The organism is Rhodococcus sp. IEGM1428 (genome assembly GCF_050321865.1).
In the GTDB taxonomy this organism is placed as follows: Bacteria; Actinomycetota; Actinomycetes; order Mycobacteriales; family Mycobacteriaceae; genus Rhodococcoides.
In genome coordinates this window covers 160,257-172,959 of the sequence record NZ_JBNQFW010000008.1, presented here as the reverse complement: position 1 = coordinate 172,959, position 12,703 = coordinate 160,257, and the positions used below count along the sequence as shown (strand labels likewise).

Annotated in this window: 15 protein-coding genes; 6 read left to right on the top strand and 9 right to left on the bottom strand. The window is 63.1% G+C overall.

Going from position 1 to position 12,703, the window contains the following annotated elements:
* From ACQR3T_RS26530 to ACQR3T_RS26520, 3 genes are all read left to right on the top strand, one after another.
* Positions 1-364, top strand: a 364-nt coding sequence (locus ACQR3T_RS26530) for a histone-like nucleoid-structuring protein Lsr2 (RefSeq protein ID WP_428695538.1), incomplete at its 5' end; no start/stop codon positions are given.
* Positions 365-485: 121 nt separating this feature from the next.
* Complete coding sequence (locus ACQR3T_RS26525; protein WP_428695537.1) at positions 486-761, top strand: hypothetical protein; 276 nt, start codon at positions 486-488, stop codon at positions 759-761.
* Between the two features lie 741 nt (positions 762-1,502).
* The gene (locus ACQR3T_RS26520; RefSeq protein ID WP_428695536.1) at positions 1,503-2,648 is read left to right on the top strand and encodes an LGFP repeat-containing protein; all 1,146 of its coding nucleotides are present in this window, start codon (positions 1,503-1,505) and stop codon (positions 2,646-2,648) included.
* Between the two features lie 71 nt (positions 2,649-2,719).
* Here the strand turns inward: ACQR3T_RS26520 and ACQR3T_RS26515 are convergent, their stop codons facing one another.
* The 4 genes from ACQR3T_RS26515 to ACQR3T_RS26500 form a co-directional block, all read right to left on the bottom strand.
* On the bottom strand, positions 2,720-3,043 hold the full coding sequence (locus ACQR3T_RS26515; RefSeq protein ID WP_428695535.1) for a hypothetical protein: 324 nt from the start codon (positions 3,041-3,043) through the stop codon (positions 2,720-2,722).
* Positions 3,044-3,088: 45 nt separating this feature from the next.
* Positions 3,089-4,303: an IS110 family transposase gene (locus tag ACQR3T_RS26510; protein ID WP_428695534.1), complete on the bottom strand. Its 1,215-nt coding sequence runs from the start codon at positions 4,301-4,303 to the stop codon at positions 3,089-3,091.
* 313 nt (positions 4,304-4,616) lie between these two features.
* On the bottom strand, positions 4,617-6,326 hold the full coding sequence (locus tag ACQR3T_RS26505; RefSeq protein WP_428695533.1) for a ParB/RepB/Spo0J family partition protein: 1,710 nt from the start codon (positions 6,324-6,326) through the stop codon (positions 4,617-4,619).
* 98 nt (positions 6,327-6,424) lie between these two features.
* Entirely contained in the window at positions 6,425-6,712 is a 288-nt protein-coding gene (locus tag ACQR3T_RS26500) for a hypothetical protein (RefSeq protein ID WP_428695532.1), read from the bottom strand.
* A gap of 701 nt (positions 6,713-7,413) precedes the next feature.
* Here ACQR3T_RS26500 and ACQR3T_RS26495 point away from each other — a divergent pair.
* From ACQR3T_RS26495 to ACQR3T_RS26485, 3 genes are all read left to right on the top strand, one after another.
* Complete coding sequence (locus ACQR3T_RS26495; RefSeq protein WP_428695531.1) at positions 7,414-7,620, top strand: hypothetical protein; 207 nt, start codon at positions 7,414-7,416, stop codon at positions 7,618-7,620.
* 308 nt (positions 7,621-7,928) lie between these two features.
* A complete protein-coding gene (locus ACQR3T_RS26490) occupies positions 7,929-8,678 on the top strand; it encodes a hypothetical protein (protein WP_428695530.1) in 750 nt (249 codons plus the stop codon).
* Between the two features lie 461 nt (positions 8,679-9,139).
* A complete protein-coding gene (locus ACQR3T_RS26485; RefSeq protein ID WP_428695543.1) occupies positions 9,140-10,321 on the top strand; it encodes an IS30 family transposase in 1,182 nt (393 codons plus the stop codon).
* Between the two features lie 75 nt (positions 10,322-10,396).
* Here ACQR3T_RS26485 and ACQR3T_RS26480 read toward each other — a convergent pair whose 3' ends face one another.
* The 5 genes from ACQR3T_RS26480 to ACQR3T_RS26460 all read right to left on the bottom strand — a co-directional run bounded on the left by ACQR3T_RS26480 (position 10,397) and on the right by ACQR3T_RS26460 (position 12,423).
* Positions 10,397-10,561, bottom strand: coding sequence for a hypothetical protein (locus ACQR3T_RS26480; protein WP_155289013.1), 165 nt, complete (start codon positions 10,559-10,561; stop codon positions 10,397-10,399).
* Positions 10,558-10,887, bottom strand: a complete 330-nt coding sequence (locus ACQR3T_RS26475) for a hypothetical protein (RefSeq protein ID WP_032393544.1) — start codon at positions 10,885-10,887, stop codon at positions 10,558-10,560. Before ACQR3T_RS26475 ends, ACQR3T_RS26480 begins: the two co-directional genes overlap by 4 nt.
* Before the next feature lie 36 nt (positions 10,888-10,923).
* The gene (locus ACQR3T_RS26470) at positions 10,924-11,223 is read right to left on the bottom strand and encodes a hypothetical protein (RefSeq protein WP_428695529.1); all 300 of its coding nucleotides are present in this window, start codon (positions 11,221-11,223) and stop codon (positions 10,924-10,926) included.
* A gap of 52 nt (positions 11,224-11,275) precedes the next feature.
* A complete protein-coding gene (locus ACQR3T_RS26465; RefSeq protein ID WP_428695528.1) occupies positions 11,276-11,512 on the bottom strand; it encodes a hypothetical protein in 237 nt (78 codons plus the stop codon).
* Between the two features lie 557 nt (positions 11,513-12,069).
* Positions 12,070-12,423 (bottom strand): DarT ssDNA thymidine ADP-ribosyltransferase family protein, encoded by a 354-nt coding sequence (locus ACQR3T_RS26460; protein ID WP_428695542.1) that lies wholly within the window; start codon positions 12,421-12,423, stop codon positions 12,070-12,072.
* Between the last annotated feature and the right edge of the window lie 280 nt (positions 12,424-12,703).

Genomic DNA, 12,703 nt, shown 5'->3' with positions numbered 1-12,703 from the left:
CAAACGAGTGACAACCCAATTGGTGGACGATATCGACGGGTCGGTCATCGACGACGAGTCCGGCGAGACGATCGAATTCGCGATCAACGGCGTCGAGTATGTGATCGACCTGAAAGCGAAGAACGCCACCGAGTTTCACAAGAAGCTCGGCTATTACGTCGGGCATGCGACGCGGGTCGGTGGGCGCAAGCGTAAGCCCTCCCCGGCTGCCGCGTCGACCGCGACAGCGGCCGGCGGATCGGTCAAGCGTGATCCGGAGCAGACGCGCGCGATTCGGCAGTGGGCGTTCGACCAGGGTTACGAGATCAGCGAACGCGGCCGGATCCCGGTCGACATCGAAGAGGCGTACAACGCCGCACACTGACCTTTCGCGAGCCGCCTGCGTCGACGTGAGCGGGCGCCGGTGGTCGGGCGCCGAGCGGGGGAGCTCGAGTGCTTCTATCTTCTTCGCAACTGCAGCGATGTGCGCGGGCTAGCCTGAGGCGGTGAGTACTTATCTGGCCGAAGCTGGTTTCAGCGAGTGCGTGAACGCTGGCGTCTGCGGCGCTGAATTTGACGCTTTCTACTTGAGAATAGGTATCGGTTTGCTTTTGGTGTTGCTGTGGTTCGGTCTCGCTATCTATGTGTCCGCGGCTGCAGGGCCACCTCTGTCGGCGCGGCGTACGGCGATTTCGATTCTGGCAGCTTGGCTTGTGCCGATCATTGGTTCGGCATTCTTCTTCTACTACAGAGAGGATTCTCGTCAGAGCAACTGGCCTTAGGCTACGGCGAGCAGCACAGGTCGGCGGTGGTGGTGCGCGGTGCGGGGGAGCTCGAGTGCTTCTATCTTCTTCGCAATCCCAGGATAGCTGGCCATTCGGGGGTTGATTGGGATAGTGAGCGCGAGACGGACGGCCCGCACATCGTGTTCGATGTGCGGGCCGTCCGCGTGCGGTCTACCTCTCTCAAGGGCCGAGCAGGAGATATACGCGGGTTCGACGTATCGAGGATGGAGGCACTACTCGTACACCCGGGCAAGTGGGACGAACTGCGCAGATGATCGGAAAAGTATTCCTACTTACTCGAAGTAACAATATGCTCGTCGAGTCCGGTCCAGGTCCCGCATGTGCCTCTATCAGAAACGAGCGAACATGATGCGTAGAGAGCCCCGTCACTTACCGACCAAACATCGATTGCTGATGTTGTCACTGGCGGCCGTGGGCGCAATCACTCTAAGTTCCACAGGTATTGCGTTCGCTGAGCCGGTCACCGGCTCGACAACTCCCCCGACTTCTTCGGCGACCCCCTCTGCCTCGACTTCCCCAGCACCGACCACCACATCGACACCCACGACCTCGGCGGCCGTGGAATCTCAGACACCAGCCGAAACGTCAACGCCTGTAACTACAACGGCAGCACCGACGACGACGGAGGCTCCGCCGGCGGCCCCCAGCGACGTTGGGCGATCTGCACAGGTTCAAGCCACCCCCGGGTGTCAAACCTTCTCCCCGTCACCGTATGAGGTGTGTGGAGCGATTCTGGACGAATATCTCGCGCTGGGCGGACCGCAGAGTTTTCTGCTGCTCCCGACGTCGGGTGAGCTGGTCAACCCCGATGGAGTCGGGCGCCGCTCTCAGTTCGTGGGTGGCAACATCTACTGGTCTCCCGATACGGGAGCCCACTTCGTGGCGCACGATTTCCTCACCAAATGGGGAGATTACGGCTACGAAACCGGATTCCTGCAGTATCCAACGACCGACGAGATCGTCCTCGGCGATGGACTCAGCAGGCGACAGGAATTTCAAGGTGGATCGATATACTTCAGTTTCGCGACAGGGGCCCACACGATCTACGGCCTGATCAAACAAGCATGGGTCGATCTCGGCGCAGAGACCAGCTACCTCGGGTTTCCAACCTCGGACGAGCAGGACACACCCGACCGGTATCACCCGTACGGCACCCGAGAGAACACTTTCCAAACCGGTGTCATCACAGCCGACCTGACCAACGGATCGACTCATGTCGGTAACTGGTCTGCATATCCGGGTTCTAACGTCGCGGCTCGAAGCACATCAAGTGTTGCCGCGTCCTCTCTGCCACCTCTCCGCGCGCAGGACCTTCCAGCGGAACAACCCGAGCAAAGCTCATCTGACGGCACCGAGCCTCAGGCAAGGCAGCAACAGGACGGTTCCGGATGCCCCGATGGCACGACGGACTACGAAAAATCAGAATGGAACTGCGAAAGCGTCACCGAAGACCTGAGTTTCTACGAAATGGGCCTGCGGAAAGGTGAAGCACGCGGAGCGCGAATCGACAACGACGGTTCAGCCGAACTCAGCGACGCCGGATTCGGACGCCTCCATGCCGGGGAAGACCATAATGTCGGCCCCCACAGCCTCCAGTTGATCGCGCAGGACGCTCCGTTCTGCTCCCCACTGGGCTACAAGGAACGGTGCTCCTACACCGAGGCCCTTCACTTCGACGAAGACTACGTCGACTCCATTACCGTAGTGGTTCAGCAGGGCCCTGACACAGAAGGTCGCGCACCGGACCAATACGACGTCGGTGTGGTAACTGCGTTCTGCGAGGTGGGCGATCCAGCCAGCCACATCGTCGGGTACTGCTCTGACGACCTGCCACCACCGTTCAACGGGGGAAAGAACCACTGAACGGATAGCTCACGAGCATCTCTCTCCCGGTGTGGGGCTGGCAGGTCAGCCCCACACCGGGAAGAGGTGTGTTACCTCCGATAGTGCTGCGATTCCAGATTGCGCATGTACTCCAGGTCGGGACTCGTCACGTCCTTCGGCAGATAGCCACGTGCAGCGGAATCGTCGTAGAAGTACTGCAGGACCTTCGACTGAAGACTCGCTTCGTCTCGCGTCTCGAGACGCCACACAGCAACGATACGTTTGGCGGCGAAGATCTCGGAACGGTCGATGCCCTCCCCCTCTGCCGCAACCTGCAGCTGCTCTGCTGCGGCGTCCTGATTTCTGATCAAATACCAGCTGATCTGAAAAGCCAGGTCTACCGCCCGTGGGCGTGGATGAGCGCTTGACCCCATTCACCCAAGATACGCCGCAGGCTAGGCGCGCCAGCCACACGCTCCCTACGCTGCTGCGACCGCTATTCGCGGCCCAGGTGCGCGGCGCTCGTAAATGGTTCCCGACTTCAGCATCGCGTACAGCACGTTGGTGCGCCGCCTGGCCAGGCAGACCAGCGCTGATCGATGATCCTTTCCTTCTGCCCGCTTCCGATCGTAGTACTCACGAGATGCTGGTTCACGGAGCGAGGCGAACGCCGAAAGATAGAGTGCGCGTTTGAGTCTGGTGTTCCCGCCCCGTTGTCGATGCTCACCTCGGATCGACGTTCCGGAACGGTGGGTGCGTGGTGCCACGCCGGCGTAGGCGGCGAGGTTGCCGGCACTGCCGAACCGTTCGACATCGACGATCTCCACCAGGATCGTCGCGGCGATCCGAACGCCGACGCCCGGCATCGAGGTCAAGATCGACCCGGCGGGGTGTCTATTCAGTTCCGACTCGAATTGCTCCTCGAGCTCGGCGCGGGCACGACGGACCTCACTCAGCTGCCGCGCAAGGGTTTTCAGCACGAAGTTCGATTTCTCCGCCCCCGGCACGATCACGGTCTGCTCGGCCAGCGTAGCGATGATCGATTCCGCGATCTCGTCCCCGATACGTGGTGCCGACCGCTTCGCGACGCGTCGAAGTGCCGCCGGGGTTGCTGCCGCGAACCCGACCGATCCCCCGAACTCGGCAAGCAGTGTCAGGGCGACGGGACGGTACAGATGCTTGCCGATGGCCCGTTCGAGGGCGGGGTGCACCGAGAGCAGCACCGACCGAATGCGACTCGAAATGCGGTTCTCCTCGGTCGCCAGGTCCGCATCGAACCCGGCGAGCATCCGCAGGCCTTCGACGATGTCGTCGTTCTGGGTGACCGGCAACAAGGTGTCGGGCAAAGTGCGGGCGGCGTCGGCGATGATGAACGCATCGCGGGCATCGGTTTTCGCCTGCCCTGGATACAGCGCGGCGATCCGTCGCATCCGCAGGCCGGGCAGGTACGCAACGTCGATACCGCTGTCGCGGGCCACCGCGATCGGCAGTGCCCCGATGTTGCGGGGTTGATCGACCACCATCAGCACCGACCCGTGTTCCGCGAGCTCGGAGAACAATGCGCGAAGCATCGCCTCGTCCTGCGGCAGATCGCGGCTGAGGATTCGATGCCCGTCGGAGGTGAGCGCGATCGCGTGATGGGCGCTCTTGCCGACGTCGATTCCGCAGTAGATGTCGTATCGCTTGTTGTTCACATACTCTCCGCATCAACATGTTTCGCGGCGGTCGCGGCATCGGTTCCCGGCACTCACGTTATGCAGGCCGTGCTCCCTCATGCGGCCACGCCTCTATCAGCGGTGATCCGACGCCCTCTGCTCCGGCGGCAACACTCGAGTAGACGTGCGTTCCGTCCGGGCTGCCGGAGCCATACCGGAGCAGACGACCCACCCCCGCAGCTCACGAGGGTGGAAAGAAGATAACGGGGCTGCCGCAGGCCCCCTCGACCCGGGCCGGGGACGAGGCCACCGGTGGCGGGCACCGTAGAGGTACCCGCCACCGATGCCGGTCCTAATCGGTGACGCTCTCCTCGCTGAGCGCGTCGTACGCCTGTTCCGGTGTCATCGTCCCGGCTGCGACCTGCTCGACCGGAGTCAGCTCGTAGCCCTGCTCGGCCAACAGTCCCAGGTAGTTGTCCTGGTTGGAGCCTCCCACTCGCTTCCACCAGTCCTTACCGGTCCCGCTCATCCGCGCTTCGTAGGCGGCGAGGATCTGCGCGAGCGCGATCACCTGCGCGCGTGAGTCGCTCGCCTTGTCGATCACCGGTGCCAGCGCATCACGTGCGGCCCGCTCTTTCCAGTCGCCGTAGAGGGTGGTCGTCGGCTCGGCCACGGTCACTCCGAGCAGCTCCGCGAGGTACTGCGACGCCTTGTTCTGGGTGAGCAGTCCCGGCTCGTCGACCAGGGTGTCCGTGATCCACTTCGCGGCCCCCTTCGGCAGGGTCTTGCGAGTGAGGAACTTGGTCACGAATTCCTTGCGGACCACGGTCGCTGCGGTCGATGCGACGTTGAGCGCCTTGGTCCGTCGACGGGCTGCCCGCTCTGCTTCCTTCGCTGCTGCCTCAGCGGCGAGCCGCTTCTGCTCGACCGCCCGAGCGACTGCCTCGGCGTCGGCGGGGTCGACATCGGCGGCGGGTTCGGCCAGCGCGGCTGCGAGGATCGGCCCCGGCTTCACACCGGCGCCGTCGGGGTCGGCGGTGAAGTACTCCGGCACCCACACCTCGGCGGCGGTGATGTCCTTGTGGTGGTGCAGCCCCTCATCGGGTGTCGCTTCCGGGTCGCCCTTGGTGTCCCAGTCGATGCTGTCCTCCTCGATCACTGCGCCTGTCGCGGTGAGGGTGAACTGGTCTTCCTTCGACAGCCACACCGCCCAGTGCCCCGCTGCGGCCTCGATCACGGCGTCGGTCACTGCATCACCGTCGACGGTGACCAGATCGTCTGCACGCAGGTACGGGCCGCCGTAGGCCGGTTCTTGCTCGAGGATGGTCAGCCCTCGCTCGACATACGGTGCGCCTGCTGCGGCGCGGGCCTTGCGGACGGCACGGTCCTCGAGGAGCCGCTGCGCGGTCCACCGGAAGTCGTACCGCGCAACTCCCAGTAGCTTCTCGACGGCGGCGGTGTCGCCCTCTGCGTCGAACACGGCCACGATCGACGCCTGATCGAGGGTGAGCTGCCCCGCGTCGAGGGCACCGATCGCAGTCTGCGAGCGGCCCGCTGCCCCTGCCGCTTTGACGGTCTCACGCTTGACCTGGACGGCCTTGGCGATCTTGGGCACCGACAGACCGAGTTCGAGCATGTCGGTCACTGCCTTCGCGCGCTGACCTTCGGTGAGGCCGATTCTGCGGTCGTTGGCGACGACCTGCTGGGTGAGGCGTTCGATCTCGCGGTCCTTGGCCTTGCTGGCGGCGGTCCTGATCAGCACCGGCACGCTCTCGACCCCGGCTTCGATCGCGGCGAGGGTCCGCTGCTGGCCGTCGATGACGATCACGGTCTCGCCGTCGCGGACTGCGGAGATCGTTTGCAGCACTCCGTGTTCGATGATGGAGGCAACCAGGTTTCGGAATGCCGGTGATTCGGTGTCGACCTCGTTGCGGACGTTCGGTCCGACCTCGAGGGCGGTGGGGTGCAGGCGGGCGAACTCCTCGCCCGCCCCCACGACCGGCGTGGTGCCGGTCGTGGGGGCTTCGGTTGCGGCGGTGGTGGTTTCGACGCTGGCGGTCATGGTGGTGTCTCTCCCTGGTAGATTCTTCGGTTGGAGACACCGGGCAGATAGAAGCTGTCCGGTGTTTTCTTGTTGTCCGGGCCTGTACGGGCCTGGGGTTACTGCTGAGCGGTGGCTACTTGGTGGTGGCCTTCGAGCCGTGCGGCGTGGATCTCGGCCTCACTGGCTCCGTTTTCACGTGCGGTGCACGCCCAGAACGCGGCTCGCTCGAGGTGCGCATCGACGGTCGTCGAGTTCGCGTCCGCAGCAGCTCGGTTGACCTGCTCGGTGTAGGCGGTGACCTGCGCGAGTGCGTGGGTCTTGACCCGGGCCGGTACCTGACCGATCGCAGCCATGATTGCCGTGCGCAGTCCCACCGTCCTCGGTCCTGTGATGGTGTCGTGCATGTCGCTACTTCCTTCCTCAACTGGTGGCCTGGCCCTTTGCCCTGCCACGTTTTTTCGCCGTTTCTGGCGTGAGGAGAGAAGTCAGCGCACGGGGACGACGGGGCAACCCCTCGTCTCGGACAGTTTTCGTGGGAGCGCAGCGACTGCTCTACGAAAAGTGTTCGGAGCCTTGGCCGTAGCGCAGCGGAGCGAGGGGTTGAGGCGGCGGGCACGGGTGATGGATGCTCGCCGGTAGCCAGAACCGGAGTGAAAAAACGTCTTTGCTCTTGTGAGTGCGGAGCGAAGCGGAGTTCATTTCGGGGGACACCGCAGGTGTCCGGCACCGCCGGCAGGCGGAATGTGGGACCGCTCGTCGACGCCGGCGGCGTGGCCACCTCCCGGCCGTGGAGATGGACGGGTGATTGTGCGGGAGCGACGGAAACCAGCCACGCTCGGTGTCGCGGTAGCGCTGGAAGTCGTTCGTACATCGAGACAGCGCTGCCGTGGCGCGACATCGATGGACAAATGTTTCGTAAACGTTCCTTCTACGAAGGCCTAGACAGACCGACCGGTACTGTCTTAGCATCAGTAACAGATTCACTTTCCATCCGAAGCACGAGCCCGCTCCGCCGAGCAGCTGTCCGGATCGGTGATCGACCTGGGACCGTGTCACGAAACGCGTTCAACCCGGAGGTATTTCGATGTTCACTCGAGTTCGAAGCATGGTTGCTGCGATCGCTGTGACGATCGCTGCGATGTTCGGCATCGGCGCTGGTGTCGCAAACGCGGTGATGCTGCCGTATGCCTACTATCCGTCATCGGGCGCGTGTAACGATGCAGGTCTGTCTCTCGTGGATGAGGGGGCGACCAACAAGTTCTCCTGCAGGGAGGAGCGGACTGGTCTGTGGCACTTGTACATCGACGAATAGGACTGAGCCGACTGCGGAGTCGGGAATGAGAGGACCAAGGACTATGCGTAAGAAGATTTTGACTGTGGTCACCGGGATAGTGATGGCAGGTGCACTCTCGGCATCAGTGGGTGCAGGTTCAGCGTCGGCGTCCATCGTGAAGATGGGGACGTTTTCCACCCTTCGGGCATGCGTCTACGCTGGTGAGGCGAGTGGGTCGCCCTACCACCTCTGCCGTGAGGAAAGTCCGGGCTACTTCGTTCTGTATGCGGACGACGGTACAACGGACCGGGTAGCGAACTGATCGACCGAGGTACGAGGAGATCGTCATGTTGGACCGGCAGCTCTTCGGTGACGGCGTCGAAATTGCGGGACACGGCGCTGTTGCTATCGACGACGGCAAGCCCTATTTCATGGGTGCGGGCTTCGAGCCGCCAGAGGGGGTGTCGGATAAGGCGATTCCGTTGACGGGTTCGACTGCGGAGGCCCTGGCGACACAGGTGGATCCGGCGAGCCCTTGGGTGGCGATTCGCGGTCGCTGGCAGGGTCGAGCAATAGAGCTGAGCGATGTGGAGCTCCTCGATCGGTCGCCGGTGTCGGGCGATTCTGAGGACCGCCCGGCACTGCCGTGCGATCAGCCTTCCGGTGGGTGGATCGGCTTTCCGGATCGGCGAAAAGAGTGGACGGACGAAGAGAAGCAGTTGCGCAGTTCGGGCGTCCTGGTTTCGAGGCGGTCCTTCGAGATAGACGATGGCAGTTACATTTTCGTGTTTCTGGTAACGGATCGTAGCGCCGCAACGGCAGTGCTTCACCGACTCTATGACGCGAACTCCATATGCGTCGCGCTGGCTCGATGGACTGCGGATACGCAGCGGGAAACGATGCGTGCGCTCATCGACGACAGTTCCCCGTGGTCGGACATCTTGTTCGGATTCGGTGAGTCTCCCGACGCCGAGGGGCAGAACCACATTGTCGCCGAACCGCTGGCCGTGACCGACGAGCTCGAGCGTTGGCTGGGAGACCAGCCGGACGGCCTTGTGGAACTGCAGCCGGCGTTGTGGAGACTCGACAAGGTTTGACAGTACTGTGTTGTGCTGCAACGAGTTGAAGGCCCTGAACCTGGCGTGAACGAGCTTTCCTGTTCGCTCTTTACTATGCGGCGGCAGGGTGGAACGCAGCGGAGTTCGACTCGGTGGCCTCCCGCAGGGTGTCCGCTTCTTCTTGGCGGTCGACGGCATCGTTGCCGACGGGCGCGGTACGACGAAGGCCCGTCCCCTTGGTGGGCGGGTTCTAATGATCCCCGCAACACCCCCAATTTGAGGGAGTTGCGGGGATCGTGGTTTTTACTGGGTTGAAGGTGCGGTTTTTCGAGGCGTTGGACCGTGAGGACGGGAATGTCAGCGCGGCTGCACGCCGTGTCGGGGTGAACCGGAACACTGCCTTCGGGTGGGTTCGTCAGGCGGGTGTGCAAGGGCGCGGAAAGAGCGGCAGGGCCGAGCATTCGGGACGGAGACGATACGAGGAACTTCGCTCGTCGGGAATCTCGCGGAGCGAGGCTGCTCGGGAGGTCGGGGTCCACCTCCGGACCGCACAGGACTGGGACGGGGGCATCCGCAAGATCGGTGGTGCGCGCCTGCACCCGGATGGTCGACGTATCGACTACAAAACCGGAATGACAACGTTGGTCACCGCTGCTCAGAGGCCGTCGCTGGCCCGCATCGAGTCCACATTGCACCCCCGGTATCTGACCGTGACCGAGCGTGAACAGATCGCCGACCTGCGTCGAGCCGGGTGTTCTCTGCGTGAGATCGGACGCCGCCTCGGCCGGCCGGCCTCGACCGTCAAACGCGAGATCGACAACCACGGCATCGCCGACGGATACCACCCGCACCGGGCACATCGGTTGTGGGCGATCTCGCGGGCACGGCCGAAACCGGCGAAGCTGGCGGCACAGGGTTCGCTCCGGTCCTACGTCACCGGCAAACTCGCCCTGCAGTGGTCGCCCGAGCAGATCTGCCACGCTCTAGTTGTCGACTTCCCCGATGACAAGGCGATGCGTGTGAGCACCGAAACGATCTACCAGGCCATCTACGTGCAGTCGCGCGGCGGACTACGCCGAGAAGTCGCTGCCGCATTGCGCACCGGACGTACTCGCCGCGTACAGCATCGCTCACCCGAGCAGCGCACCTCACGATTCGTCGATGCGATGGTGATGATGATCTCCGAGCGGCCGGCAGAAGTCGCCGACCGCTCCGTGCCCGGGCACTGGGAGGGTGATCTGATCGTCGGTACTCGATCGGAGTCGGCGATCGTGACATTGGTCGAGCGCTCTACCCGGTACCTGCTTCTCGGTCACCTCCCCGGCGGGCACACTGCAGAGGAGGTCCGGGACGTCCTGATTCCTCTGATCGGTTCTCTCCCAACGCATTTGCGCGGTTCACTGACGTGGGATCAAGGGTGCGAGATGGCAGCGCACAAGCAATTCAGCGTCGCCACCGGGGTGCCGGTGTACTTCTGCGATCCACACTCACCATGGCAACGCGGATCGAACGAGAACACCAACGGCTTGCTACGCCAGTACTTCCCCAAAGGCACGGACCTGTCCGTGTACAGCGCCACCGACCTCGAGAACGTTGCCCACCGCCTCAACTCCCGTCCACGCAAAACGCTCGGCTGGAAAACTCCAGCCGAGCGTTTACGTGATCTACTGACAGGCATCTGACCATCAGGTGTTGCGAGGACCCCTAGAATCCGCCTGTCGGGTGCGGGCCTTATCGGTCTGCGGCTGGTGCCTGTGTCAGGGCTGTTCTGCCGGTGGGGTGGTCGGGCGCCCTTCGGCGGCGTCGCGGATCCACTGGGGTACCTCGAGGCCGTCACGTTCGTACAACGCGACCGATGCCCGTGCTGCGGCCCGTGCGACCTGTGGTCGGCCTGCGGTGGTGCGCTTCTCGGTGGTGGTCATCGTGGGTCCTCCTGCTCGTTCTGGTTGTCAGTGTCCTCGGTTTGTGCCGGTGACGCCAGTGCTCGCCACAATGCCCGGGTGGCGACAGCGCGCAGGACGTCTCGTTCGGTTCGGGTGATGAGCGGTGAGTCGGTCACCGGTGTGTAGATGTCCCAGCCCAGGGCTGCTTCGGCCTCGTTCTCGCTGGTGGTGCGTTCGAGGCACCAGGTGATCCGTTGCCAGGCTTGGGCGCGTTTGTCAGCCACGGTGCGTTGACGGACGGTCAGGGCGACGCCGACGACGGCGAGGACGCCGACGATCAGGGTCACCCATGCTTGAGCGGGCATCAGGGGCGTTCCTTCCAGGTGGTGCGGGGCGGGTGGTCACAGTCGTGAGGTTCCGCGGACGATGTCGCCTTCGATGTAGGTGAATCCGTCTCCGCGGCCGTCACGGAGCGCGAAGTGGTAGTCCGCGTGGACCCAGACGGTATCGAAGTGTCCGGCGTCGGCGAGGGTGCCGAGTAGGTCTCGGTCGGCCCCGTTGGGGAAGAACGCCACTCCGGACGAGGGCGGGTAGTAGCGGTTCAGGGTGTCGACCAGCGATTCGACGCTCCGGCATTCTGCAGCTGCGTCGAGGGCCTTGTCGTAGATGGTCCAGTAGTCGTCGATGTCGTTGGCGGTCATGGCTTGTACTCCTCGGTCTGGTCGGTCGGATCGGGGTGGTGAGCGGGCCGAGTCAGTAGTCCTCGTCCCACCGCTCCCCTGCGTAGGTGGGGTCGAAGTCGGCGGGTGCGTGGGCCGGGTAGCGGCGTCGAAGGTCGTCCTCGAGGTCGAGGCGGTCCTGCCAGTGCTTGTCACACCTCGGGTGCGCTACCCCGGTTCCGGACAGCGCGTCCCGGTATTCGACGTCACCGGCGCAGTCGGGGCCGTCCGCGATGCAGGTGACGGTCTCGGTGTTCGTGGTCTCGGTCATAACTGTTGCTGCCCTTCGGAACTCGTGCCGGGTCGGTGTTGCGTCCTCCCCCACGTTCTTTCGACGTCATCTGGCGTGGGGAGAGTAGGCGGCGCACGGGAACGGCGTCCTGCCCCTGGGCCGGGAAGTTTTCAGCCGGAGGCGTCTATGAAAAGTTTTCGGCGCCCGAAGGGCCGGAGCGCAGCGGAGTCAGGGGTGGGTAAGGCGGGCACGGGTGACGCAGACTCGCCGGCAGCCAGATGCCCGAAAGAACGATTCTCATTTACGGTGCAGAGCGAAGCGGAGCTCCATTCGGGTGGACGCCCGCAGGGTGGCCGGCACCGCTGGCAGGCGAAATACGCGGACGCTCGTCGACCTCGACAGACGTCCACCTCCCACCTGTGGGGCACTTCGGGTGACTGTGCGGGAGCGATCAAGACCGTCCACGCTCGGCGTCGCGGGAGCACACCATCTCTGATTAGTCAGGTTGTGAGCAGCTATACGGGACCATCCACCGCCACTGCCAACTGAAACCGGCATGTATCACGGGTTGTTTTAGAAACCGGTCGGAGTGGCCACTATTTGACGAAATAGCATTCAAAGCAACAACTTTCGATTCTCGTACCGGTATCGCTGGGTCTTGCAATACCGCGCGGTCTGCTGTTACCTGTGAAGAACCTTTGCATCTGCTTTGCATTTGCTGCAGGCGGTCGAATCCCTTCAATCGGACGTGTGAGCGTCCAGAGAAAGCGAGCCTTCATGCAGCGACATGGACGCGATACTTCGGTCGAGGTAACGATGTAGACAAAATCATGGGTGTCCCCTTGGAATGTCGGAACATTTCCCATTTTCAGCGAGTACAGCATCGGACTACGTGGAGCGAAATACAAAGGAATGTAGTCGGCAACGCAACCACCCGGCGGAATATCAATAGTACGATCGCGGTGAACGTCAGGCTGGGCAGGAAAGCGGCCTTCGAGGAGCCAGATTGACCTTCGACGGATTGCGTTCAGTCAAGCTCGGGGTCTTGCAACTGGAATGCTGAGCAGGGGCGGCCAAAACTCCGGAGTAAAGATGGTTCATATGGTTGAGTTCTGACACACTCGACGCTCATGGGCGAGTTTTTGGGTGTCAGTTTCAGAAGACGACTGCACTTCTTCAGAAGAGGACTGCACGCACTATTAACCTCTCGGTATCACTCAGGTCGGAGTC

Excerpts from the sequence above, each read along its gene's own strand:
- ACQR3T_RS26515 (WP_428695535.1), bottom strand. The coding sequence starts at position 3,043 with ATGGGGTCAAGCGCTCATCCACGCCCACGGGCGGTAGACCTGGCTTTT.
- ACQR3T_RS26505 (WP_428695533.1), bottom strand. The coding sequence starts at position 6,326 with ATGACCGCCAGCGTCGAAACCACCACCGCCGCAACCGAAGCCCCCACG.
- ACQR3T_RS26500 (WP_428695532.1), bottom strand. The coding sequence starts at position 6,712 with ATGCACGACACCATCACAGGACCGAGGACGGTGGGACTGCGCACGGCA.
- ACQR3T_RS26495 (WP_428695531.1), top strand. The coding sequence starts at position 7,414 with ATGGTTGCTGCGATCGCTGTGACGATCGCTGCGATGTTCGGCATCGGC.
- ACQR3T_RS26490 (WP_428695530.1), top strand. The coding sequence starts at position 7,929 with ATGTTGGACCGGCAGCTCTTCGGTGACGGCGTCGAAATTGCGGGACAC.
- ACQR3T_RS26480 (WP_155289013.1), bottom strand. The coding sequence starts at position 10,561 with ATGACCACCACCGAGAAGCGCACCACCGCAGGCCGACCACAGGTCGCA.
- ACQR3T_RS26475 (WP_032393544.1), bottom strand. The coding sequence starts at position 10,887 with ATGCCCGCTCAAGCATGGGTGACCCTGATCGTCGGCGTCCTCGCCGTC.
- ACQR3T_RS26470 (WP_428695529.1), bottom strand. The coding sequence starts at position 11,223 with ATGACCGCCAACGACATCGACGACTACTGGACCATCTACGACAAGGCC.
- ACQR3T_RS26465 (WP_428695528.1), bottom strand. The coding sequence starts at position 11,512 with ATGACCGAGACCACGAACACCGAGACCGTCACCTGCATCGCGGACGGC.